This window comes from Enterobacter sp. KBR-315C3_2022, assembly GCF_041399425.1.
Taxonomy (GTDB): domain Bacteria; phylum Pseudomonadota; class Gammaproteobacteria; order Enterobacterales; family Enterobacteriaceae; genus Enterobacter.
Genome location: NZ_JBGKEB010000002.1, coordinates 257,784 through 282,157 on the forward strand (window position 1 = coordinate 257,784; position 24,374 = coordinate 282,157).

A 24,374-nucleotide genomic window follows, 5' to 3' on the forward strand; every position below is an offset into this window, starting at 1 on the left:
GCCCGTTCTTAAGCCGCGAGGAAGAATTTTGGGCGTATGGCCGCTTGTCCGATGCGGTTTTGTGTTAAGCCGTCCGCAGAACCCAGTGCGGCATGTTGCAAAAATGTAACATAAAGGCATTCTTTTCCTGTGAGCAGAGCCTGACGTTTAACCCGCCCTGAGCCGGTCGATCGCAGCCTTAAAAGGACTAAAAACAGGAGGATGCAACAGAATGCGTCTTTTACTTGCGGAAGATAATCGCGAGCTGGCGCACTGGCTTGAGAAAGCGCTGGTGCAGGGCGGCTTTGCCGTGGACTGCGTGAGCGACGGGCGCGGGGCCGATCGTCTGCTGCAGAGCGAGGACTACGCGGTCGCGATTCTGGATATCGGCATGCCCGGCTTTGACGGGCTGGAGGTGGTGCAGCGCCTGCGAAAGCGCGGGCAGACGCTGCCCGTGCTGTTTCTGACCGCCCGCAGCAACGTGGCGGACAGGGTGAAAGGGCTCAACGCGGGGGCGGATGACTATCTTCCGAAGCCGTTTGAGCTGGAGGAGCTGGACGCCCGCCTGCGCGCGCTGCTGCGCAGAAGCGAAGGGCGCACCCAGGAGCGCCAGCGGCTGGGCGAGCTGGAGTACGATGACGACGGCTTTTTTCTCCTGCGCGACGAGCCGCTTTCGCTGACCCCGCGCGAGCTGTCGCTGCTCAGGGTGCTGATGCACCGCCGGACGCGCCCGGTGTCGCGCCAGCAGCTTTTCGACCAGGTGTTTAGCCTTAACGACGACGTAAGCCCGGAGAGCATCGATCTCTATATCCACCGCCTGCGCAAAAAGCTGAGCGGCAGCGGGGTGCGCATTACCACGCTGCGCGGCCTGGGATACGTGCTGGAGTGCGGCGATGAGGTGGGCTAAGCCGCAGTCGCTGTATATGCAGCTGCTGCTCTTTCTGGGGCTGCCGCTGCTCCTGCTTTGGGGATTATCGACGTTTAACAGCTACGTCAGCGCGCTGCAGGCGGCGACGCAGGCCTACGACCGCACGCTGCTCTCGTCGGCGCGAACGGTGTCTGAGCGGCTGGTGGTTCACAACGGCAGGCTGGAGGTGAACGTACCCTGGGTGGTGCTCGACAGCTTCGAGCTGAACATGAACGATCGGCTCTACTACAAGGTGGTTGATCCGGAAGGCCGCGTGATTTCCGGCTTTGACGATCTGCCGAAAATGCCGCCCTCCACCTCGCGCACCGCCCTCTACCCGGCGCTGGCGTGGTTTTATCACACCGAGTACCGCGGGCAGGCCATCCGCGTCGCCAGGCTGCTTCAGCCGATCAACGAGGGGAATATTGTCGGCATGGCGGAAATCTACGTCGCGGAAACCCTGCAGTCTCGCCGCTATCTTGCCAGCCAGCTGCTCTTTTCGTCGTGGGTGTCTCAAGGCCTGCTGGTGCTGCTGACGCTGATTCTCACCGCCTGGCTGCTGCGGCGCGTGCTGCGCCCGATGCGCCAGCTCTCGTCACTGATGGTACGCCGCGAGCCGGGGCTGCTGGCGCCGCTGCCGGAGCTGCTGCCGTGGTCCGAAACGCGGCTGCTGATTGTGGCCTTTAACCGCTATATCGACAGGCTGCGCGGCGTCTTATCCCGCCAGGCGCGCTTTAGCGCGGACGCGTCTCACCAGCTGAAAACGCCGCTGGCGGTGCTGAAAACGCAGGTCTCCGTCGCCCTGACGCGCAACGACCCCGCGCTTTGGCAGGAGAGCCTGCGGGCGATCAACGTCACGCTCGATAACACCATTCTGTTAACCGAGCGCCTGCTGCAGCTTTCCGCGGTCAAGCGCAAGGAGCAGGGCGAGAAACAGTTTGCGCCCGTCGACCTGGTTCAGGTGGTGCAGAACGGCTGCTTTTCCCGGCTGGCGCAGGCGCGCAGCAAGGAGATCGATCTCGGCTACGACGGCGCTCAGCGGCCCGTGACGATCGAGGGCGATGAGGTTTTGCTGGGCGAACTGTGCGCCAACCTGCTGGAGAACGCCATCAAATACACCCCAGAGCACGGCGTGGTGACGGTCTTCCTGCGCGCCGATGGCAATGCCGTTGAGCTTCGCGTGGAGGACAGCGGCCCCGGCATCGACGAGGCGCTGATGCACCAGGCCATGCAGCCGTTCCACCGGCTGGATAACGTGGGCGACGCGCCCGGCTCGGGCATTGGTCTGGCGCTGGCGAGCGACATCGCCCGGCTTCACCGGAGCCATTTGCAGCTTTCGCGCAGCGAAACGCTGGGCGGCCTGTGCGTCACGCTGCGGGTGCTGAAGAGTGAATAAGGCGGACAGAATCAAATCGTTACAATCAAATCGCCAGCCGCACGCGGAGAGCTTGATCCCCTGACGGCTCAGGTTAAAATCTCGCGGTTTTGGGACATTTCTCTCTCTATTGTGCGGGAACACGACAATGAAAAAAGTGGCATTACTGGGCTTAGGCCTGATGTTTGCGTCGGCGGCGGCAAACGCAATCTCCTTCAACGGCTCGGCGGGCCAGGATTACACCCATCTGGGCTTTGGCATGGGCACAGAAACCTCCGGCCTGGCGATGACCGGCGGCTGGACGCATAACGATGACGACGGCGACGCGGCAAGCCTCGGCCTCGGCCTGAACGTTCCGCTGGGGCCGTTCCTGGCGACCGTGGGCGGGAAAGGGATCTACACCAACCCGAACGACGGTGACGAAGGCTACGCGGCGGCAGTGGGCGGCGGCCTGCAGTGGAAGCTTGGCGACAGCTTCGGCCTGTTCGGCGAGTACTACTACTCGCCTGATTCGCTCTCCAGCGGCATCGACAGCTATGAAGAAGCCAACGCCGGCGCGCGCTGGACCATCATGCGTCCGATCACTATCGAAGCGGGCTATCGCTATCTGAACCTGGCGGGTAAAGACGGCAACCGCGACAACGCGCTGGCCGACGGCCCGTACGTGGGCGTGAGCGCCGGTTTCTAATCGCTTCGGCGCGGCGGCCTGCCGCGCCAGTTTATCGCTTCTCCCTTCCCCGATTGCGCTATAGTGTTTTGACCATAGAAGTGGGAGAACACAATGATTAATGTGGAAATGCTATCCACGGGCGACGAAGTGCTGCACGGTCAAATTATTGATACCAATGCCGCCTGGCTTGCCGACGTATTCTTTGAGCAGGGATTACCGCTAACGCGCCGCAACACGGTCGGCGACAATCTTGAGTCGCTGGTGAACATTCTGCGCGAGCGCAGCGAACACGCTGACGTGCTGATTGTGAACGGCGGGCTTGGCCCGACCAGCGACGACCTCAGCGCGCTGGCCGCCGCAACGGCGAAGGGCGAAGGGCTGGTACTCCACGAGGCGTGGCTGGCGCAGATGGAGCGCTTCTTCACCGAGCGCGGCCGCGTGATGGCGCCCAGTAACCGCAAGCAGGCGGAAATCCCCGCCAGCGCCGAGCTGGTGGATAACCCCGTCGGCACCGCCTGCGGGTTTGCCGTTCAGCTTAACCGCTGCCTGATGTTCTTCACCCCGGGCGTGCCGTCTGAATTTAAGGTGATGGTCGAGCAGCAAATTCTCCCGCGCCTGCGCGCGCGTTTTACCCTGCCGGAACCGCCGCTGTGCCTGCGCCTGACCACCTTTGGCCGCTCGGAAAGCGATCTGGCCCAGAGCCTTGACCACCTGAAGCTGCCGCCCGGCGTTTCCATGGGCTATCGCTCCTCGATGCCGATCATCGAGCTGAAGCTGACCGGCCCCGCGACCGAGAAGGCCGCGATGCTGGCGCTGTGGCCGGAAGTGCAGCGCGTTGCCGGGGAGAGCCTGATCTTCGAAGGCACGGAGGGCTTGCCCGCGCAGATTTCCCAGACGCTTCAGGCCCGCCAGCTCAGCGTGACGCTCAGCGAACAGTTTACCGGCGGGCTGCTGGCGCTCCAGCTTTCCCGCGCCGCTGCGCCGCTGCTGGCCAGCGAAGTGGTGCCGTTCCAGCAGGAGACGCTGGCGCAGACCGCGCGCTGGGCGTCCGAGCGCCGGGTGAAGCACTTTGCCGGGCTGGCGCTGTTCGTGGGCGGGCTGGACGACGAGCATCTTAACTTTGCGCTGGCAACGCCGGAGGGCACCCACGCGCTGCGGGTCAGGATGAGCATTACGCGCCATAGCCTGGCGGTGCGCCAGGAGGTCTGCGCGATGATGGCGCTCAACATGCTGCGCCGCTGGCTCAGCGGCAAAGAGGTGGCCAGCGAGCACGGCTGGATTAACGTCGTGGAATCGCTGTTCGTCGAATGAGGCGTTTGCCGGGGCGCTTTACCCCGGCAATGCTTACGCCAGCGCCTTCGCCAGCAGGGTGATGGGGTGTTCGCAGCGCTTGCTGGTAGACATCTCAATCTGCCACTTGCAGGTTTCGCAGTCCGTCACCACCAGGTCCGCGCCGCTCTCCTCAATCTGCTGGAACAGCGGAGCGCCGATGGACTGCGACGTTTCGTAGTTTTCACGCTTGAAGCCGTAGGTGCCCGCAATCCCGCAGCAGCGCGAGTCCAGCACCGTCAGCTCCAGCCCCGGGATCAGCCGCAGCAGCTCCAGCGTGTAAAGCGACCAGCCCATTTTCTCCATATGGCACGGCGTGTGATACACCACTTTTAGCGGCAGGGCCTTCAGCGGCAGCGCCTGTCCGGCGTCCAGCCTGCGCCACAAAAAGCGCGTTGCCAGCTCGATATGTTCCCGCAGCCCGCTGTTATCCACGTCCAGCAGGTGCGGATACTCATCGCGCAGGGTAAAGGTGCAGGTGGACGACGTTGCCAGCACCGGAATGCCCCTGTCGACAATCGCCTCGCGCAGCGACGTGACGTTGCTTTTCGCCTGCCTGCGCGCCTTTTCCGTGAAGCCGTTGGCAATCAGCGGCACGCCGCAGCACTTCTCTTTGCTAAGCAGCTGCACGCCGGTGCCCATGGCGTTCAGCACCTTCAGCAGATCTTTCCCCAGCTGCGGGTGGTTGTAGTTCACGTAGCAGCCGTGGAAGAAGGCGACCTGGTCGGCAAAGCGCGCCTGCTCTGCCGCCACGGTTTTGTACCAGCGGCGGAAGGTGCCGTGGGAGTACTTCGGCAGGCTGCGGTGGTGGTCGATTTTGAGCGTCGCGTCCAGCAGCCTGCGCACCGGCTTCAGCGAGGTGGCGGCGTTGACCAGCGGCGCGAAGGGCGTCGAGACGCTGCCCATCAGGTCGGTATGGCTGAGAATGGCGTCGCGCAGCGTCGGCTTGTTCTTGCCGTAGCGCGCGCGGGCGCGCTGGATGATATCGCCGATGTTGACGTCGGACGGGCAGGCCACCTCGCAGCGCTTGCAGTTGATGCAGTATTTCAGCGCCTCGTCGTACAGCGCGCCGTCCTTCAGGCGCAGACGCTCGCCGTCCGGCCCGGCCTGCTTAGGGCCGGGATAGCGCGGGTTCACGCCGCTGACCGGGCATACCGTGGTGCAAACCGTGCACTTGATGCAGTTTTCAAAACGGGTCTCGTTCATTGTTCCGCCTCCGCGCGCTGGCAAATCTGTTCCGCGACGTAGAGCGCGGTGAGCGCGCAGACGCCGCCGCCGCAGCCCTGCGCGACAGGATCGTATCCGCCCAGCAGGGAGCCGATCGCGTAGAGGTTATTAAGCGGAGTCCCGCCACGCTGCGGGCGCAGCTGACCATCGACAATCACCCCGAACTGCTGCCAGGGCTGAGGGGTGAAAAAGTCACTCTGATACCAGTCCGCGCGGGACGCGCTCTGGCGCACGTCCAGCCCAAGAATGGCCTCGCGGACGCCCTCGCGGCTGCTGAGCAGCCCGTTGCTGAAGAAGCTGCCGCTTGCCAGCACCGCATAGCGCGCGCGCAGCGGGATATCCTCATGGTTGCGCGTCCAGATTTCGCTCACGTTATTGTCGGTCATCGTCATTTTTTTCACCTCGTCTCCCGCCATCCACACGCCGCCCTGGGCAATAAACTGCCGCTGAAGCAGGGTATGCAGGCGAATGCCCGGTACGGAAGGCGGCAGCGTGGGCAGCAGGCCCAGCGAGCAGGGCAGGCGATCCGACAGCCAGCGCCAGAGCCGATTGTCCGTCAGGCCGAAGCAGGCGGGCATAAACAGCGCGTCGCAGCGCTCGGCGAGCGGGCTTAGCGCCTCCAGCAGCCGCGGCCAGCTCTCCTGCTTATCCAGCAGCCGGGCGATGTTCACCGCCCGAAATTCGCTCGGGTTATCCCGCAGCACGTCGAGTTCGGGCAGATCGATCTCCGCCGCCTCGGCGCATACTCCCCGCTGGCTCAGGGACGCCGCGGCCAGATGCGCCTGAAAATCCAGAAAGCCGCTGATGCCCACGACCAGCACGCGCCCGGCGTTAAGCGGCGCGACGGGCACCTCTTCCGGGCTGAGCCACGCGGATCGCAGGGTGCCGAGCGGCGTCACGCGCCGGTGATTGTGCTCCGCGCTGCCCTGCATCCGCGCGCCGCAGCGCGCCAGCAGGGCTTCGGTTTCATGCGCCAGCCTGGCCATATTTTCGCTGCCGATCAGTCGATAGGGATGCTCTGGCCCCAGCGCGTCGACGACCCGTCCGTCCAGCAGATCCAGCGAGCCGGAGGAGAAGTGCAGGGCGCTCTGGCCCCGGCTGACGATGGCGCAGCGCAGCCCCCGCTCGGTGAGCTTAAGCCCGCACAGCAGCCCCGCCAGGCCGCCGCCGATAATCACGGAATCAAATTTCACGGTGTGTCTCCTTCTCCAGGCCGCACAGCCCCTGGTAGACCCAGCGGGTGAACTCGCTTTCGCGCAGCGCGTCGCCCCAGGCAATCGGCTGGATCCCTTTCCAGCGCTCGTTCAGGAAATCGCTGAGCTGGTCGAGGGACTGGGCCGAGGTGGTGACGTTAAAGCGCTGCAGCAGCCCCGCGGCGCGGCAGGCGCACAGCTCGCCCTGACAGGTGCCCATCCCGACGCGCGTGCGGCGGCGCAGGTCGAGCAGCGTATTGACCGTCAGGTTTTCTACGGCGTACTGCACTTCCCCCGCGGTGACGGCCTCGCATTCGCACACCAGGCTGCGGCTCAGCCGCCCGTCGCCGAGCCACGTCGGCGTTCTGTCCCCGTGGCGATAAACCGCCGAACCGCGCAGCGGGGCGGGGAGCGAGATGATTTTCTGCAGCGTTTTTTCGGTGGACTGGCGCGAGCCGGGCAGCGGCTGCTCCGCCGTGACGCACGGTTCGCTGTTGCCGAGCTTGCGGCAGACGGCATCGGTCGCCCACTCGGCCATCAGGCGGTAGGTCATCAGCTTGCCGCCGGTAATGGTGATAAAGCCGTCCATGCCGTCGCGCTCCGCGTGGTCGAGCAGCACGATGCCGCGGCTGACGCTGCGCCCGCTCGGATCGTTATCGCTCGCCACCAGCGGGCGCACGCCCGCGTAGGCGCGCAGAATGCGCGTTTGCGCCATCACGGGCGCGAGCTTTTCGCCCTCGCGCAGCAGGATATCGACCTCTTCGGCGGTCACGCGGTTGTAGTCGATCTCGCTGTAGTCAACGTGGGTGGACGTGGTGCCGATAAGCGAAATGGTATCGCCGGGAACCAGAATGTCCGCGTCCGACGGCCTGCGGCAGCGGTTGATGACGTGATTGTTGATGCGGTGGTCGAGGATAAGCAGCGACCCTTTCGCCGGGAACATGCGGACCGACAGTTCGGCATACTCCGCGATGCGCTGCCCCCAGATCCCCGCCGCGTTGATGACGACGCTGGCATACAGCTCGCCGTGTTCGCGATAGCGCGTATCGAATACCCGGACGCCGCGAACGGTGCTGCCCTCGCGGATAAGCCCGGTGACCTCGTGCCCGGTCAGGATGCGCGCGCCGTGCTCGCGGGCGTCCAGCATGTTGGCGGCGGTGAGGCGAAACGGATCGACGGTGCCGTCGGGGACTTTCACCGCGCCTATCAGCGCCGGGTTAACGGAAGGCTCGATCTGGCGCGCAAGGGCAGGATCGATGGCTTCTGCGCTAATGCCCGCCGCCCGGCAGGCGTGGATAAAGGTTTGCTGAAACGCGAGGTCGTCTTCGGGAAGGGTGATGAACAGGCCGTCCGTCGGCTCAACGCAGTGGCGGGCAATGCGCTTGAGGATCTGGTTTTCCGCGATGCACTCGCGCGCGGACTCGCCGTCCGTCACCGCGTAGCGCGCGCCGCTGTGCAGCAGGCCGTGGTTGCGGCCGGTTGCGCCCGTGGCAATGTCGTGGCGCTCCAGCAGGGTCACGCTCAGGCCCCTGAGCGCGCAGTCGCGGGCGATCCCGGCTCCGGTTGCGCCACCGCCAATGATAATCACATCGCTGTAGCGAGGATTGTGAATTGTCATTGTCTTCCCTCATGTTCGTTTTTTTACCATTTAGACACATTAAAAGTGTGGTTTGTTTGATTTCGAACATAATCGAGCATTATTCGAAAATGAAACGTGATTTCATGCGCTATTTTGCGCATATTGTCATATTTCTGTAACAATCTGTGCGTTGATTCACAGTAACAATCAGCGTGATTTCTTAACATCGCCGCCTCTCTGGAGTTTGGGGCACAAGACCCCCCTGAAAATTCAACACCTGGCCACGGAGGCTGTCATGCTGAGTATTTTTAAACCTGCGCCGCATCGGGCGCGCCTGCCAGAGGCGGAGATCGATCCGCTCTACCGCCGCCTGCGCTGGCAAATCTTCCTGGGGATCTTCTTCGGCTATGCGGCGTACTACCTGGTGCGTAAAAACTTTGCCCTCGCCATGCCGTATCTGGTGGAGCAGGGCTTCTCGCGCGGTGACCTCGGGTTTGCGCTGTCGGGGATCTCTATCGCCTACGGCTTCTCTAAGTTCATCATGGGCTCGGTGTCGGATCGCTCGAATCCGCGCGTGTTCCTGCCCGCTGGCCTGATTCTTGCGGCGGCGGTGATGCTGTTCATGGGCTTTGTGCCGTGGGCCACCTCCAGCATCGCGATTATGTTCGTGCTGCTGTTCCTCTGCGGCTGGTTCCAGGGGATGGGATGGCCGCCGTGCGGGCGCACCATGGTGCACTGGTGGTCGCAGAAGGAGCGCGGCGGCATCGTGTCGGTGTGGAACTGCGCGCATAACGTTGGCGGCGGTATTCCGCCTCTGCTGTTCCTGCTCGGTATGGCCTGGTTCAACGACTGGAAGGCCGCGCTGTATATGCCTGCGTTTGGGGCGATCCTGGTGGCGATTATTGCCTTCGCGCTGATGCGCGATACGCCGCAGTCCTGCGGCCTGCCGCCAATTGAAGAGTACAAAAACGATTATCCGGATGATTACAGCAAGGAGCACGAAGAAGAGCTGACCGCAAAGCAGATCTTCATGAAGTACGTCCTGCCGAACAAGCTGCTGTGGTACATCGCGGTGGCGAACGTCTTCGTTTACCTGCTGCGCTACGGCATTCTCGACTGGTCGCCGACCTACCTGAAAGAGGTGAAGCACTTCGCGCTGGATAAGTCCTCCTGGGCCTATTTCCTGTATGAATACGCTGGGATCCCGGGCACGCTGCTCTGCGGCTGGATGTCGGACAAGGTGTTCCGCGGCAACCGCGGCGCGACGGGCGTGTTCTTTATGACCCTGGTGACCATCGCCACCGTTGTTTACTGGCTTAACCCGCCGGGCAATCCGTCAGTAGACATGGCCTGCATGATCGTGATCGGCTTCCTGATTTACGGCCCGGTGATGCTGATCGGCCTGCACGCGCTGGAGCTGGCGCCGAAAAAAGCGGCAGGGACGGCGGCGGGCTTTACCGGCCTGTTCGGCTACCTGGGCGGTTCGGTCGCGGCGAGCGCCATCGTTGGCTACACCGTTGACTTCTTCGGCTGGGACGGCGGCTTTATGGTGATGATCGGCGGCAGCGTTCTGGCGGTACTGCTGCTGATCGTTGTCATGATTGGTGAAAAACGCCACCACGCCGACGTGCAGGCGCGTCGTCAATAAGGAGCAGGATGATGAAATTAACCCACATGGCGACCGGCCTGCTGCTGGCGGGGCTGATGACCGGCTCCGCGCTGGCGGCGGATAAAATCATTATCGCCCACCGCGGCGCGAGCGGCTATCTGCCGGAGCACACGCTTCCCGCAAAAGCGATGGCCTACGCGCAGGGTGCGGACTATCTGGAGCAGGATCTGGTGATGACCAGGGACGACCATTTGGTTGTCCTGCACGACCACTATCTTGACCGCGTCACGGACGTGGCCGAGCGCTTCCCGGACCGCGCCCGTAAGGACGGCCGCTACTACGCCATCGACTTTACGCTCGACGAGATCCGCTCGCTGAAGTTTACCGAAGGCTTCGAGATTGAGAACGGCAAGAAGGTGCAGGTCTATCCGGGGCGCTTCCCGATGGGCAAATCCGACTTCCGCATTCATACCTTCGAGGAGGAGATTGAGTTCGTGCAGGGGCTGAACCACTCTACCGGTAAAAACATCGGCATCTACCCGGAAATCAAAGCGCCGTGGTTCCACCATCAGGAAGGGAAGGACATCGCCGCGAAGACGCTGGACGTGCTGAAGCAGTACGGCTACACCAGCAAAAAGGACAAGGTTTACCTGCAGTGCTTCGACGCCGCCGAGCTTAAGCGCATCAAAACCGAGCTGGAGCCGAAGCGGGGGATGAACCTAAACCTGGTGCAGCTGATTGCCTACACCGACTGGAACGAAACCCAGGAGAAGCGGCCCGACGGCACGTGGGTGAACTACAGCTACGACTGGATGTTTAAGCCGGGTGCGATGAAGCAGATTGCGCAGTACGCCGACGGCATCGGGCCGGACTACCACATGCTGGTGGCGGAAGGCTCTGCGCCGGGCCACGTGAAGCTGACGGCGATGGTCAAAGAGGCGCATGCCAGCAAGATGCAGGTGCATCCGTATACGGTGCGAGCCGACCAGCTGCCGGACTACGCCACGGACGTGAATCAGCTTTATGACGTGCTGTATCACCAGGCGGGCGTGGACGGGCTGTTTACCGACTTCCCGGACAAGGCGGTGCAGTTCCTGAACGCGCCCCGCTAGCGCGTTCAGCCCGATGACGGACCCGCTTCGGCGGGTCTTTTTTTGTTTAATTTTTACGAACGCCGGTTCGCGTCAGGCCCTCTGTTCAGCGCCGTTTGCCTCACATATTCTTTTTCTATACCCCGCGCGGCGGTGTGCTGGCGGTAGCGAGAGAGAGGAGAACGGTATGGGTACGACGATGGCGGACAGGGGCGATCTCACCGATCGCCGCTGGGACGTGATTGTGGTCGGCGGCGGTTCAGGCGGCGCGGCGGTGGCCGCGCGGCTGAGCGAAAACCCCGACAGGCGCGTGCTGCTGCTTGAGGCGGGGCCGATTTTTGCGCCGGACGGCTACCCGCCCGCGCTGGCGAAAAGCGATAGCGTGGGCGGCGGAGACTACGTCTGGGAGCAGGGCGCGTCGACCGGAACCGACCATACCGCAGAACACCTTCGCGCGAAGGTGCTGGGCGGAGGATCGGCGATCAACGCCGGGGCCTTCGTGAGGGCGCCGAAGTCTGATTTCGACCGCTGGGTCAGGCGCGGCCTGACGGACTGGTCATTCGAAAAGGTGTTGCCGTGGTTTAAGGCGCTGGAGAGCGCCGACTACGGTGACGACGGCTGGCACGGGCGCAACGGCCCCGTGCCCGTCAGGCTGCCGACGCTGGCGTCGCTCAGCCCCGCCAGCCAGGCGTTTTATTACGCCTGCCGCGCGCACGGCTTTGCGGAAATTGCAGACGTCAACGGCGCGCATCAGCATGGCGTAGCCGTCTATCCGCTGAACGTGGTGGCGGGCGTCAGGCAGAATACCGGCATGGTTTACCTGAGCGCGCAGGTCCGCGCCAGGCCTAATCTGGATATCGCGGGCATGGCCACCGTTGACAAAATTCTGCTCGGCAAAGGCCGGGCCGAGGGGGTGCAGCTGGCCGACGGCGCGCGGCTGCACGCCGGGACGATTTTCCTCTGCGCCGGCGCGGCGGGAACGCCCGCCATCCTGCTCCGCTCCGGCGTCGGGCCGGGGAGCGATTTGCGCGATCTCGACATTCCTGTTCATCAGGATCTGCCGGTCGGGCAGAACCTTCAGGAGCAGCCGGTGAACGGCATTATGCTCGCCACGCGGCCCGGACTGGCCGACCATCCGCCCATCGGCACCACGCTCTGGACCCGCTCCACCCTCGCAGAGCCCGGAGAGCTGGATATTTACATCAGCAATAACCATTTTGTTGACCCGGCGCTGTTTCCGCAGGGGGCGGGCTTTCAGCTGTTTTATACCGTCTCCCGGCCCTGGTCGCGCGGTTCGCTGACGCTTACCAGCCGGAACCCGCTGCTGAAGCCAAATATCGATCTGAATCTGCTCGACGACGAGCGGGACGTTACGCGCATGCTGGAGGCGATGGCGCTGTCGCGCGCGCTGGTCAAGGAGACGCCGCTGCGCGAGCTGGTGACCGAGGAAGTGCCTGGCGTGAAGGGCGGCAGGCTGGCGGTGACGACGCTGCAAAAGGTGAAAGAGCAGCACGAGACGGTCAAGAGCAATCTTCACCTGTCCGCGACCGCGCCAATGGGGCTGGAGACCGATCCGCAGGCGGTGGTGGACCAGCGGGGCAGGGTGTTTGGCATTGAGGGGCTGTACGTTGCCGATGCGTCAATCTTCCCGGACGTTCCCTCCCAGGCGACCAATCCGGATGTGATCATGGCAGCAGAATATATTGTCAGTCGTTTCGTCGCCTCCGGCAGTGGGCCATAGTAAAAGGACGCGCCCGGACGGAAAAGCAGATGAACAAATTCGTGGAGATGAGCACCTTTGTTGCGGTGGTGGACGCGCTGAGCTTTGTCGGCGCGTCGCAGAAGCTGGGCACAACGAAATCGGTGGTGAGCCAGCGCGTAAAGGGGCTGGAGAAGCGCCTTGGCGTAAGCCTGCTGGAGCGCGGGTCGAGCGTGAGCCTGACGGAGCAGGGGCTGCTGTTTTACCGCGAGTGCCTGCACATTCTGGACGCGGTGAGCCTGGCGGAAGAGGCGGTCACGCCCGCGCGCGCCGACGTGTGCGGCAGGCTGCGGATGACCACCTCGCACACCTTTATGTGCACGCATCTTTCGCCCATTCTCGCCGACTTTGCCGTTGCCTATCCGCAGATCGCGCTGGATATCGTCACCGAAGATCGCCACGTCAATATGCATCAGCCCGACTTCGACGTGGCGATCCGCCTTGGCCCGCTGCCGGACTCTACCCTGATCGCCCGACGGCTGGCGCGCAACCTGACCTTTTTATCCGCCAGCCCGGCCTACCTGCAGCGCTGCGGCACGCCGTCGCACCCGGAAGAGCTGGCGCAACACGAGGGGCTGCTCTACAGCCACCGCGCGCCCGGCGGGGTCTGGCAGCTTAATCATCACGGCGACGTGCAGCCGTGGCGCGTGCGCAGCCGCCTGCGCTCCGACAACGCCTTCAGCCTGCTGGCGGCCGCCAAGGCCGGGCTGGGCATCATGGTGCTGCCGCTTTTTTTAGGCGCGGAGGCGATTTTAAACGGTGAGCTCAAGGTGATCCTGCCGGAGTGGCGCCCCGACGGCGGGAATATCGTTGCCCTGTACCGCAAGACGCGGCGGGATTCGCCAATGATTCAGGCGCTGGTTAACTGCATTGGGGAGCATCTTGGCGCGGAGCCGGAGTGGGAAAGACGATTGCGCCTGCGCGGCCTGCTGCCGCCGTGACGCAATCAGCGCTACATCTCGATCTCAATATCCCCTTTTGCCCGGCAGCAGCAGGGCAAAATTTCACCGTCGTTGATAAAGGCCAGCGGTTCGGTCAGCCAGTCCACCTGGCCTGCGACCAGACGGCAGCGGCAGGAGCCGCAATAGCCCGAACGACACTGGTATTCAACTTCTACCTGGTGCGCTTCAAGCGCCACCAGCAGGGAGGGATGCTCTTCCCGGCACAGCACCTGCGTGCCGGAAAGGCTAAGCGTGACGCGGCTCATCAGAGCTGGAAGTCGCTCAGGTCGTCGGTGTTGACTTCAGAATCAATCTGGCCGACCAGGTAAGAGCTGACTTCAACCTCCTGCGGAGCAACCTGCACGTTATCGGACACCAGCCAGGTGTTGATCCACGGGATTGGGTTAGAGCGCGTCTGGAACGGCAGGTCCAGGCCCACGGCCTGCATGCGGATGTTGGTAATGTACTCAACGTACTGGCACAGAATGTCTTTGTTCAGGCCGATCATGGAGCCGTCGCGGAACAGATAGTCTGCCCACTCTTTCTCCTGCTGCGCGGCCAGCACGAACAGGTCGTAGCACTCTTTCTCGCACTCTTTGGCGATCTCCGCCATCTCCGGGTCATCCGTGCCGCTGCGCAGCAGGTTCAGCATGTGCTGGGTGCCGGTCAGGTGCAGGGCTTCGTCGCGGGCGATCAGGCGGATGATTTTGGCGTTGCCTTCCATCAGCTTGCGCTCGGCAAAGGCGAAGGAGCAGGCGAAGCTGACGTAGAAGCGGATCGCTTCCAGGGCGTTAACGCTCATCAGGCAGAGGTACAGCTGCTTTTTCAGCGCGCGCAGGTTCACGGTGACGGTTTTGCCGTTCACGGTGTGGGTGCCTTCGCCCAGCAGGTGCCAGTAGCTGGTCATCTCGATCAGCGCGTCGTAGTAGTGCGCGATGCCTTCCGCGCGCTTCTGGATCTGCTCGTTGGTGACGATATCGTCAAACACCACCGCCGGATCGTTGACGATGTTGCGGATGATGTGGGTGTAAGAGCGGGAGTGGATCGTCTCGGAGAACGCCCAGGTCTCGACCCAGGTTTCCAGCTCTGGAATGGAGATCAGCGGCAGCAGCGCCACGTTCGGGCTGCGGCCCTGAATGGAGTCCAGCAGCGTCTGGTACTTCAGGTTGCTGATGAAGATGTGCTTCTCGTGATCCGGCAGCGACTGGTAGTCAATGCGGTCGCGGGAGACGTCCACTTCTTCCGGACGCCAGAAGAAGGAGAGTTGCTTTTCAATCAGCTTTTCGAAGATGTCATATTTTTGCTGATCGTAGCGCGCCACGTTGACCGGCTGGCCGAAGAACATCGGCTCTTTGAGCTGGTCGTTTTTCGTCTGTGAAAAGGTGGTATATGCCATGAGTGTGTCCTGTGGTGTTATTTTCCCCCTCACCCTAACCCTCTCCCCTAAGGGGAGAGGGAACCGTTCGGAGCCATTTTTTCACCCTCGCCCCTGTGGGGAGAGGGTCGGGGTGAGGGGGCGTATTATTAGATCTTACATGCGCCGCTTTCGCAGCCGTCGTCCTGAATTGACGGTACCATGTCGTCCTGCGCGTCTTCTGCACCGTCACGGGTGTTGTGATAGTACAGGGTTTTCACGCCAAATTTATAGGCGGTGAGCAGGTCTTTCAGCAGCTGCTGCATCGGCACCTTGCCGGACGGGAAGCGCGTCGGGTCATAGTTGGTATTGGCAGAGATCGACTGGTCGATAAACTTCTGCATGATACCCACCAGCTGGAGGTAGCCGTCGTTGTTCGGCATTTCCCACAGCAGCTCGTAGTTGTTGCCCAGCGTTTCGTAATCCGGCACCACCTGACGCAGCACGCCGTCTTTCGACGCCTTGATGCTGACGTGGCCGCGCGGCGGCTCGATGCCGTTGGTGGCGTTGGAGATCTGCGAGGAGGTCTCGGACGGCATCAGGGCAGAGAGCGTGGAGTTACGCAGGCCGTGGGTTTTAATCGACTCGCGCAGGCCTTCCCAGTCGAGGTGCAGCGGCTCGCTGACGATCCCGTCCAGGTCTTTCTTGTAGGTGTCGATCGGCAGAATGCCTTTCGCGTAGGTGGTTTCGTTGAACCACGGGCACGCGCCTTGCTCTTTCGCCAGCTCGTTGGAGGCCTTCATCAGGTAAAACTGAATGGCTTCAAAGGTCTGGTGCGTCAGGTTGTTGGCGCTGCCGTCGGAGTAGCGTTTGCCGTTCTTCGCCAGCCAGTAGGCGAAGTTGATCACGCCGATACCTAACGTGCGACGGCCCATGGCGCCGCGTTTTGCCGCCGGGATTGGGTAATCCTGGTAGTCCAGCAGGGCGTCGAGCGCGCGAACCGCCAGCACGGCCAGCTCTTCCAGCTCGTCCAGGCTCTTGATCGCGCCCAGGTTGAAGGCGGAGAGCGTACACAGCGCGATTTCGCCGTTTTCGTCGTTCACGTCTTCCAGCGGTTTGGTCGGCAGGGCGATTTCCAGGCACAGGTTGGACTGGCGCACCGGCGCAACCACCGGGTCGAACGGGCTGTGGGTGTTGCAGTGGTCAACGTTCTGGATGTAGATACGGCCGGTAGAGGCACGCTCCTGCATCATCAGGGAGAACAGATCGACCGCCTTCACGCGCTGCTTGCGGATGCTGTCGTCTTTTTCGTATTTGGTGTACAGACGCTCGAACTCGTCCTGATCGGCGAAGAACGCGTCGTACAGGCCCGGGACGTCGGACGGGCTGAACAGGGTGATGTCTTCACCTTTCAGCAGGCGGGTGTACATCAGCTTGTTGATCTGTACGCCGTAGTCCATGTGACGCACGCGGTTGCCTTCCACGCCGCGGTTGTTTTTCAGCACCAGCAGGCTTTCTACTTCCAGGTGCCACATTGGGTAGAACAGAGTGGCAGCACCGCCGCGCACGCCGCCCTGAGAGCAGGACTTCACCGCGGTCTGGAAGTGCTTGTAGAACGGGATACAGCCGGTGTGGAACGCTTCACCGCCGCGAATTGGGCTGCCCAGGGCGCGGATGCGGCCCGCGTTAATGCCGATACCGGCACGCTGGGAGACGTACTTCACAATCGCGCTGGAGGTGGCGTTGATGGAATCCAGGCTGTCGCCGCACTCGATCAGCACGCAGGAGCTGAACTGGCGGGTTGGGGTGCGCACGCCGGACATGATTGGCGTTGGCAGAGAAATTTTGAACGTCGACACCGCATCGTAGAAACGCTTGACGTATTCCAGGCGTGTATCGCGCGGGTAGTTGGAGAACAGGCAGGCGGCGACCAGAATATACAGGAACTGCGCGCTTTCGTAGATCTCACCGGTCACGCGGTTCTGGACCAGGTATTTGCCTTCGAGCTGCTTCACCGCCGCGTAGGAGAAGTTCATGTCGCGCCAGTGATCGATAAACCCGTTCATCTGCTCGAACTCTTCTTCCGTATAGTCTTCCAGCAGATGCGTGTCGTATTTGCCCAGCTCAACCATTTTCACCACGTGATCGTACAGCTTCGGCGGCTCAAACTGGCCGTAGGCTTTTTTACGCAGGTGGAAAATGGCCAGGCGCGCGGCGAGGTACTGATAGTCCGGCGCGTCGCGAGAGATCAGGTCTGCCGCGGCCTTGATGATGGTTTCATGAATATCAGACGTTTTAATGCCGTCGTAGAACTGGATGTGAGAGCGCAGCTCAACCTGGGAAATCGAAACGTTGTTCAGGCCTTCTGCTGCCCAGTCGAGAACTCGATGGATTTTGTCCAGATTGATACGCTCGGTGGTACCGTCGCGCTTTGTCACCAGCAGACTCTGATTCATGTGGGTTTTACCTGTCCGTGAAATAAAAAATATCCCCCGCTTATCCACAGATCGGTCTTGTGACTAACTCTGTGGATAAATACTACATATAGGGGGTTTGCGATAAGAGAAACGCTATATGGTGAGTATTCTAGTATCGAATCATTTCAGCACAAGGGTTGATTTTGACGTTAAATTGAGGTTGTGAATGGGTAAAAAAGCCTAAGTCCTCATGCTGTAAGGCCTGGAAGAGATGTCAATAATCTAGAAAAAAAATTCAAAATTTGATCGAGTGCTGATTTCTTCAACGGGCGGGGAAAATTGCGCAACGTGATGTCGCGCAATCTTTATAAGAATAATCGATGACGTTAGTCTTTTTTGGCAGTGGTATGCAACATGTAGTTAACATCCACGCCCGGCGCAAGCTTGTATTTATCTGTTAACGGATTGTAATGCAGGCCGGTGATGTGCTGCTCTTTGAGCCACGTCTGATCCACCCAGCCCAGCAGCTCGGCCGGCTTGATGAATTTCTTCACGTCGTGCGTGCCTTTTGGCACCATGCGCAGCACGTATTCCGCGCCAACCACCGCCATCAGCCAGGCTTTGCCGTTGCGGTTGATGGTCGAGAAGAAGACCTGGCCGCCGGGCTTGACCAGCTTTGCGCAGGCGTTGACTACCGACTGCGGGTCGGGCACGTGCTCAAGCATCTCCATGCAGGTCACTACGTCGTACTGATGCGCGTGCTTCGCGGCGTGCTCTTCAACGGTTTCCTGCACGTATTCGACCTGAATACCGGATTCCAGCGCGTGCAGGCGCGCAACCTGCAGCGGTTCAAAGCCCATGTCCAGGCCCGTAACGGTTGCCCCTTCGCGCGCCATGCTTTCAGCGAGGATGCCGCCGCCGCAGCCGACGTCGAGCACCTTTTTGCCGAACAGGCCGCCGGAACGCTCGGCGATATAGCCCAGACGCAGCGGGTTGATACGGTGCAGGGGCTTAAATTCACCTTCGAGATCCCACCAGCGGGAGGCCACCGCTTCAAATTTGGCAATCTCTTCGTGGTCAACGTTATGAGCCACCGGGGATTTTTCGGCATTCATGGGCGCTTTTACTCCTTATTTAGCATGACTTAGGAGTATATCAGCAGACTGGCATGAATAAACGGTATTGGTTTACCTCTCTCATCGCGGCTGTGTTATAATTTGCGACCTTTGAATCCGGGATACAGTAGAGGGATAGCGGTTAGATGAGCGACCTTGCGAGAGAAATTACACCGGTTAACATCGAGGAAGAGCTGAAGAGCTCCTATCTGGACTATGCGATGTCGGTCATTGTTGGCCGTGCGCTGCCGGACGTCCGCGATGGCCTTAAGCCGGTACACCGTCGCGTACTATACGCCATGAACGTATTGGGCAATGACTGGAATAAAGCCTATAAAAAATCTGCCCGTGTCGTAGGTGACGTCATCGGTAAATATCACCCGCATGGTGATACCGCCGTGTACGACACCATCGTGCGTATGGCGCAGCCATTCTCCTTGCGTTACATGCTGGTAGATGGTCAGGGTAACTTTGGTTCTGTTGACGGTGACTCCGCGGCGGCGATGCGTTATACGGAAATCCGTATGTCGAAAATCGCCCACGAGCTGATGGCCGACCTGGAAAAAGAGACCGTTGATTTCGTCGATAACTACGACGGCACCGAACGCATCCCTGACGTTATGCCAACCAAGATCCCGAACCTGCTGGTTAACGGTTCGTCGGGCATCGCGGTCGGTATGGCAACCAATATTCCGCCACACAACATCACCGAAGTGATTAACGGCTGTCTGGCCTATATCGACGATGAAGAGATCAGCATTGAAGGGCTGATGGAACACATCCCGGGCCCGGACTTCCCAACGGCGGCGATCATCAACGGTCGTCGTGGTATCGAAGAAGCGTACCGCACCGGACGCGGCAAGATTTACATTCGCGCCCGCGCGGAAGTGGAAGCGGACGCCAAATCCGGCCGCGAAACCATCATTGTTCACGAGATCCCGTATCAGGTGAACAAGGCGCGTCTGATTGAAAAAATCGCCGAGCTGGTAAAAGAAAAACGCGTTGAAGGCATCAGCGCGCTGCGCGACGAGTCTGACAAAGACGGCATGCGCATCGTGATTGAAATCAAACGCGACGCGGTGGGCGAGGTTGTGCTGAACAACCTGTACTCCCAGACTCAGCTTCAGGTCTCCTTCGGCATCAACATGGTTGCGCTGCACCATGGCCAGCCGAAGATCATGAACCTGAAAGAGATCCTGAGCGCGTTCGTGCGCCACCGCCGCGAAGTGGTGACCCGTCGTACCATCTTTGAGCTGCGCAAAGCGCGCGATCGTGCGCATATCCTTGAAGCACTGGCCGTTGCGCTGGCGAACATCGACCCGATTATCGAGCTGATCCGCCGCGCGCCGACCCCGGCAGAAGCAAAAGCCGGCCTGGTTGCTCAACCGTGGGCGCTGGGCAACGTTGCTGCGATGCTCGAACGTGCGGGCGATGACGCCGCGCGTCCCGAGTGGCTGGACCCTGAATTTGGCGTGCGCGACGGTCAGTACTACCTGACTGAACAGCAGGCCCAGGCGATTCTGGATCTGCGTCTGCAGAAGCTGACCGGCCTTGAGCACGAAAAACTGCTCGACGAGTACAAAGAGCTGCTGGAACAGATTGCTGAACTGCTGCACATTCTGGGCAGCGCCGATCGCCTGATGGAAGTGATCCGCGAAGAGCTGGAGCTGGTCCGCGATCAGTTCGGCGACGAGCGTCGCACCGAAATCACCGCGAACAGCTCTGATATCAACATCGAAGATCTGATCAACCGCGAAGACGTGGTGGTCACCCTGTCTCACCAGGGCTATGTGAAGTATCAGCCGCTCACCGACTACGAAGCACAGCGTCGTGGCGGTAAAGGCAAATCTGCCGCGCGTATTAAAGAAGAAGACTTTATCGACCGCCTGCTGGTGGCCAACACCCACGACACGATCCTCTGCTTCTCAAGCCGCGGTCGTCTCTACTGGATGAAGGTCTATCAGCTGCCGGAAGCAAGCCGCGGCGCGCGTGGTCGTCCAATCGTTAACCTGCTGCCGCTGGAAGCGAATGAACGTATCACCGCCATCCTGCCGGTGCGCGAGTACGAAGAGGGCGTGAACGTCTTTATGGCGACCGCCAGCGGTACCGTGAAGAAAACCGCGCTGACCGAGTTCAGCCGCCCACGTTCTGCCGGTATCATTGCCGTCAACCTGAACGAAGGCGACGAGCTGATCGGCGTGGATCTGACCTCCGGTTCTGACGAAGTGATGCTGTTCTCTGCCGCCGGTAAAGTGGTGCGCTTTAAAGAGAACGCGGTGCGCGCAATGGGTCGTACGGCGACCGGCGTTCGCGGCATCAAGCTGGCGGGTGAAGACGTTGTGGTTTCCCTGATCGTTCCGCGCGGCGAAGGTGCAATCCTGACCGTGACGCAGAACGGCTACGGCAAACGTACGGCGGAAAGCGAATACCCGACCAAGTCGCGCGGCACGCAGGGCGTTATCTCTATCAAAGTGACCGAGCGCAACGGTTCCGTTGTTGGCGCGGTGCAGGTAGACGATGCCGACCAGATCATGATGATCACCGATGCCGGTACGCTGGTGCGTACCCGCGTGTCCGAGATCAGCGTGGTGGGTCGTAACACCCAGGGCGTTATCCTCATCCGTACTGCGGAAGATGAAAACGTGGTGGGCCTGCAGCGCGTTGCCGAGCCGGTTGATGACGAAGAGCTCGACTCTATCGACGGCAGCGTCGCGGAAGGTGATGATGAAATCGCGCCGGAAGCGGACACCGACGATGACGTCGCGGATGACGCTGACGAGTAACGTCTCCTGACGTCAAAAGGGCCGGTTTCCGGCCCTTTTCATTTTCAGAAGCAGACAAGTGAACGTTGCGGCAAGCCGCGTTTACCGCTACCTTAACCACATTCTTTTGACCCCGACGGCGGAGCCTCGCCCCTTTGAAATACCTCGTCTCCTTTCGTACCACGCTAAAAGTTTCTCGCTATCTGTTTCGGGCGCTGGCGCTGCTGCTTTGGCTGCTGGTTGCGCTCTTCTCGGTGTTTTACATCGTTAATGCGCTGCACCAGAAAGAATCGGAGATCCGCCAGGAGTTTAATCTCAGCTCCGATCAGGCCCAGCGCTACATTCAGCGCACGTCTGACGTCATGAAAGAGCTCAAGTACATTGCCGAAAACCGCCTGAGCGCGGAAAACGGCGTACTTGCCCTGCGCGGTCGTAACGATAAAACCGACGTGCCGGACTTCGAGCCGCTGTTCCCGGACTCCGATTGCTCTGCGATGGGCAGCGCCTGGCGCGGTTCGCTGGAATCGCTCGCCTGGTTTATGCGCTACTGGCGAGACAACTTTTCTGCGGCTTACGATCTCAACCGCGTATTCCTCATCGGCAGCGAAAACCTCTGCATGGCCGATTTCGGCCTGCGCGATATGCCCGTCGAGCGCGACGACGCGCTGAAAAGCCTGCACGAGCGCATTCTGAAATACCGCAATGCCCCGCAGGACGAGCGCGGCAATAATCTGTTCTGGATAAGCCAGGGGCCGCGCATGGGCGTGGGCTACTTCTACGCGCTGACGCCGGTCTATCTTGGCAACCGTCTGCAGGCGCTGCTGGGGGTTGAGCAAACGCTGCGCATGGAGAATTTCTTCACGCCGGGAAGCCTGCCGATGGGCGTGACCGTGCTGGATGAAAACGGCCACCCGCTGATTTCACTGGCCGGGCCGGATAACCGCCTGAAGGTTGATCCGCGCTGGATGCAGGAGCGCTCGTGGTTTGGCTACACGTCGGGTTTCCACGAGCTGGTGCTGAAAAAAAGCCTGCCGCCGTCCTCGCTCAGCATTGTCTATTCGGTGCCGGTGGACATGGTGCTGGAGCGGATCCGCATTCTTATCCTCAACGCCATCTTGCTGAACGTGCTGGTGGGCGTTGCGCTGTTTATGCTGGCGCGCATGTACGAGCGCCGGATTTTTATTCCAGCCGAAAGCGACGCCCAGCGGCTGGAAGAGCACGAGCAGTTTAACCGTAAAATCGTCGCCTCCGCGCCGGTGGGGATCTGCATCCTGCGCACCCAGGACGGCACCAACATCCTCAGCAACGAGCTGGCGCATAACTATCTGAATATGCTGACGCATGAGGACAGGCAGCGGCTGACGCAGATTATCTGCGGGCAGCAGGTTAACTTCGTTGACGTGCTGACCAGCACCCACACCAACCTGCAAATTAGCTTTGTCCACTCGCGCTATCGCAACGAGAACGTGGCGATTTGCGTGCTGGTGGACGTGTCGGCGCGCGTGAAGATGGAAGAGTCGCTGCAGGAGATGGCGCAGGCGGCGGAGCAGGCCAGCCAGTCGAAATCCATGTTCCTGGCCACCGTCAGCCACGAGCTGCGCACCCCGCTGTACGGGATTATCGGTAACCTCGATCTGCTGCAGACCAAAGAGCTGCCGAAAGGGGTCGATCGCCTGGTGACGGCGATGAACAACTCGTCCAGCCTGCTGCTGAAAATCATCAGCGATATTCTTGATTTCTCGAAGATTGAGTCGGAACAGCTGAAAATTGAGCCGCGCGAGTTCGCGCCGCGCGAAGTGATGAACCACATCAGCGCCAACTATCTGCCGCTGGTGGTGCGCAAGCAGCTTGGGCTTTACTGCTTTATCGAGCCGGACGTGCCGCTCACGCTGCACGGCGATCCGATGCGACTGCAGCAGGTCATTTCAAACCTGCTCAGCAACGCGATTAAATTTACCGACACCGGCTGTATCGTTCTGCACGTTTGCCGCGCCGGGGATTACCTGAGCATTCGCGTGCGGGATACGGGCGTAGGGATACCGGCGAAAGAGGTCGTTCGCCTGTTCGATCCGTTCTTCCAGGTCGGCACCGGCGTGCAGCGCAACTTCCAGGGCACCGGCCTGGGCCTGGCGATTTGTGAAAAGCTCATCAGCATGATGGACGGCGATATCTGCGTGGACACGGAGCCCGGCATGGGCAGCCAGTTCACCATCCGCATTCCGCTATACTCGGCGCAGTATCCGGCGAAAGCAACGGTGGAAGGGCTGAGCGATAAACGCTGCTGGCTGGCGGTGAACAATGCGTCCCTGTTTGATTTCCTGACGTCTCTGCTCGGCCAAAGCGGCCTTCGCGTATCGCGCTATGAAGGTCAGACCCCGGACGTTGACGATATGCTTATCACCGACGCGGAGCTGGAGCAGGCGTGGGCCGGACGGGGCGTGGTGCGTTTCTGCCGCCGCCACATTGGGATCCCCGTTGAGCGTTCACCGGGTGAATGGGTTCACAGCGTGGCCAACCCGCACGAGCTGCTGGGGCTGCTGGCACGCATTTACAGCGTGGCGCTTGACGAAGGCGAGGGCGCGGCGGCGCTGCCTTCTCCGGAATCGCTGGCTTCGGTTAACGACGACATGATGATCCTGGTGGTGGATGACCATCCGATTAACCGTCGGCTGCTGGCGGATCAGCTTGGCTCGCTGGGCTACCAGTGCAAGACGGCGAATGACGGCGTAGACGCTCTTAACGTGCTGAGCAAGAACCACATTGATATCGTCCTGAGCGACGTCAACATGCCAAATATGGACGGCTACCGCCTGACGCAGCGCATTCGCCAGCTGGGCCTGACGCTTCCGGTTGTTGGGGTAACGGCAAACGCGCTGGCGGAAGAAAAGCAGCGGTGTATTGAATCGGGCATGGACAGCTGCCTGTCTAAACCGGTTACGCTGGACGTGCTGAAGCAAACATTGTCTGTCTACGCGGATCGCGTGAGGAAAACGCGGATATAAAAAAGGCCCGGAAGGGCCTTTTTATTTGCCCGGCGGCGCTGCGCTTGCGCGGGCCTACGGGTTTT

Annotated in this window: 17 protein-coding genes; 10 read left to right on the forward strand and 7 right to left on the reverse strand. The window is 61.0% G+C overall.

Annotated features, from left to right (window positions below):
• The first annotated feature begins 211 nt into the window (after window positions 1–211).
• The 4 genes from tctD to AB8804_RS04035 all read left to right on the forward strand — a co-directional run bounded on the left by tctD (window position 212) and on the right by AB8804_RS04035 (window position 4,242).
• Window positions 212–886: a transcriptional regulator TctD gene (gene tctD / locus AB8804_RS04020; protein ID WP_371183311.1), complete on the forward strand. Its 675-nt coding sequence runs from the start codon at window positions 212–214 to the stop codon at window positions 884–886.
• Window positions 873–2,282, forward strand: a complete 1,410-nt coding sequence (locus AB8804_RS04025; protein ID WP_371183312.1) for a sensor histidine kinase — start codon at window positions 873–875, stop codon at window positions 2,280–2,282. The genes tctD and AB8804_RS04025 overlap by 14 nt, the downstream gene beginning before the upstream one ends.
• A gap of 127 nt (window positions 2,283–2,409) precedes the next feature.
• Window positions 2,410–2,949, forward strand: coding sequence for a YfaZ family outer membrane protein (locus AB8804_RS04030; RefSeq protein WP_371183314.1), 540 nt, complete (start codon window positions 2,410–2,412; stop codon window positions 2,947–2,949).
• A 93-nt stretch (window positions 2,950–3,042) separates the two neighbouring features.
• Entirely contained in the window at window positions 3,043–4,242 is a 1,200-nt protein-coding gene (locus tag AB8804_RS04035) for a nicotinamide mononucleotide deamidase-related protein YfaY (protein ID WP_371183316.1), read from the forward strand.
• A 33-nt stretch (window positions 4,243–4,275) separates the two neighbouring features.
• Here AB8804_RS04035 and glpC read toward each other — a convergent pair whose 3' ends face one another.
• The 3 genes from glpC to glpA are packed head-to-tail and all read right to left on the reverse strand — an operon-like array spanning window position 4,276 to window position 8,298.
• Window positions 4,276–5,466 (reverse strand): anaerobic glycerol-3-phosphate dehydrogenase subunit GlpC, encoded by a 1,191-nt coding sequence (gene glpC, locus AB8804_RS04040; RefSeq protein WP_371183318.1) that lies wholly within the window; start codon window positions 5,464–5,466, stop codon window positions 4,276–4,278.
• On the reverse strand, window positions 5,463–6,680 hold the full coding sequence (gene glpB / locus AB8804_RS04045) for a glycerol-3-phosphate dehydrogenase subunit GlpB (protein WP_371183320.1): 1,218 nt from the start codon (window positions 6,678–6,680) through the stop codon (window positions 5,463–5,465). Before glpB ends, glpC begins: the two co-directional genes overlap by 4 nt.
• A complete protein-coding gene (gene glpA, locus AB8804_RS04050; protein ID WP_371183322.1) occupies window positions 6,670–8,298 on the reverse strand; it encodes an anaerobic glycerol-3-phosphate dehydrogenase subunit A in 1,629 nt (542 codons plus the stop codon). The genes glpB and glpA overlap by 11 nt, the downstream gene beginning before the upstream one ends.
• A gap of 256 nt (window positions 8,299–8,554) precedes the next feature.
• Here glpA and glpT point away from each other — a divergent pair, with 256 nt between their 5' ends.
• The 4 genes from glpT (at window position 8,555) to AB8804_RS04070 (ending at window position 13,659) form a co-directional block, all read left to right on the forward strand.
• Window positions 8,555–9,907 (forward strand): glycerol-3-phosphate transporter, encoded by a 1,353-nt coding sequence (gene glpT / locus AB8804_RS04055; RefSeq protein ID WP_371183324.1) that lies wholly within the window; start codon window positions 8,555–8,557, stop codon window positions 9,905–9,907.
• A gap of 11 nt (window positions 9,908–9,918) precedes the next feature.
• Window positions 9,919–10,980: a glycerophosphodiester phosphodiesterase gene (gene glpQ / locus AB8804_RS04060; RefSeq protein WP_371183503.1), complete on the forward strand. Its 1,062-nt coding sequence runs from the start codon at window positions 9,919–9,921 to the stop codon at window positions 10,978–10,980.
• Window positions 10,981–11,146: 166 nt separating this feature from the next.
• On the forward strand, window positions 11,147–12,700 hold the full coding sequence (locus AB8804_RS04065; protein ID WP_371183326.1) for a GMC family oxidoreductase: 1,554 nt from the start codon (window positions 11,147–11,149) through the stop codon (window positions 12,698–12,700).
• 29 nt (window positions 12,701–12,729) lie between these two features.
• A complete protein-coding gene (locus AB8804_RS04070) occupies window positions 12,730–13,659 on the forward strand; it encodes a LysR family transcriptional regulator (protein WP_371183328.1) in 930 nt (309 codons plus the stop codon).
• Between the two features lie 11 nt (window positions 13,660–13,670).
• On the opposite strand, the gene yfaE is transcribed toward AB8804_RS04070, so the two are convergent.
• The 4 genes from yfaE to ubiG all read right to left on the reverse strand — a co-directional run bounded on the left by yfaE (window position 13,671) and on the right by ubiG (window position 18,545).
• Window positions 13,671–13,925 (reverse strand): class I ribonucleotide reductase maintenance protein YfaE, encoded by a 255-nt coding sequence (gene yfaE / locus AB8804_RS04075; protein ID WP_371183330.1) that lies wholly within the window; start codon window positions 13,923–13,925, stop codon window positions 13,671–13,673.
• Entirely contained in the window at window positions 13,925–15,055 is a 1,131-nt protein-coding gene (gene nrdB / locus AB8804_RS04080) for a class Ia ribonucleoside-diphosphate reductase subunit beta (RefSeq protein ID WP_371183332.1), read from the reverse strand. The genes yfaE and nrdB overlap by 1 nt, the downstream gene beginning before the upstream one ends.
• 128 nt (window positions 15,056–15,183) lie before the next feature.
• A complete protein-coding gene (gene nrdA, locus AB8804_RS04085; RefSeq protein ID WP_371183334.1) occupies window positions 15,184–17,469 on the reverse strand; it encodes a class 1a ribonucleoside-diphosphate reductase subunit alpha in 2,286 nt (761 codons plus the stop codon).
• A 347-nt stretch (window positions 17,470–17,816) separates the two neighbouring features.
• Entirely contained in the window at window positions 17,817–18,545 is a 729-nt protein-coding gene (gene ubiG, locus AB8804_RS04090) for a bifunctional 2-polyprenyl-6-hydroxyphenol methylase/3-demethylubiquinol 3-O-methyltransferase UbiG (protein ID WP_371183336.1), read from the reverse strand.
• Window positions 18,546–18,691: 146 nt separating this feature from the next.
• On the opposite strand from ubiG, the gene gyrA reads away from it, so the two are divergent.
• Complete coding sequence (gene gyrA, locus AB8804_RS04095; protein WP_371183339.1) at window positions 18,692–21,328, forward strand: DNA topoisomerase (ATP-hydrolyzing) subunit A; 2,637 nt, start codon at window positions 18,692–18,694, stop codon at window positions 21,326–21,328.
• A gap of 134 nt (window positions 21,329–21,462) precedes the next feature.
• On the forward strand, window positions 21,463–24,309 hold the full coding sequence (gene rcsC / locus AB8804_RS04100) for a two-component system sensor histidine kinase RcsC (protein WP_371183341.1): 2,847 nt from the start codon (window positions 21,463–21,465) through the stop codon (window positions 24,307–24,309).
• The last annotated feature ends 65 nt before the right edge of the window (window positions 24,310–24,374 follow it).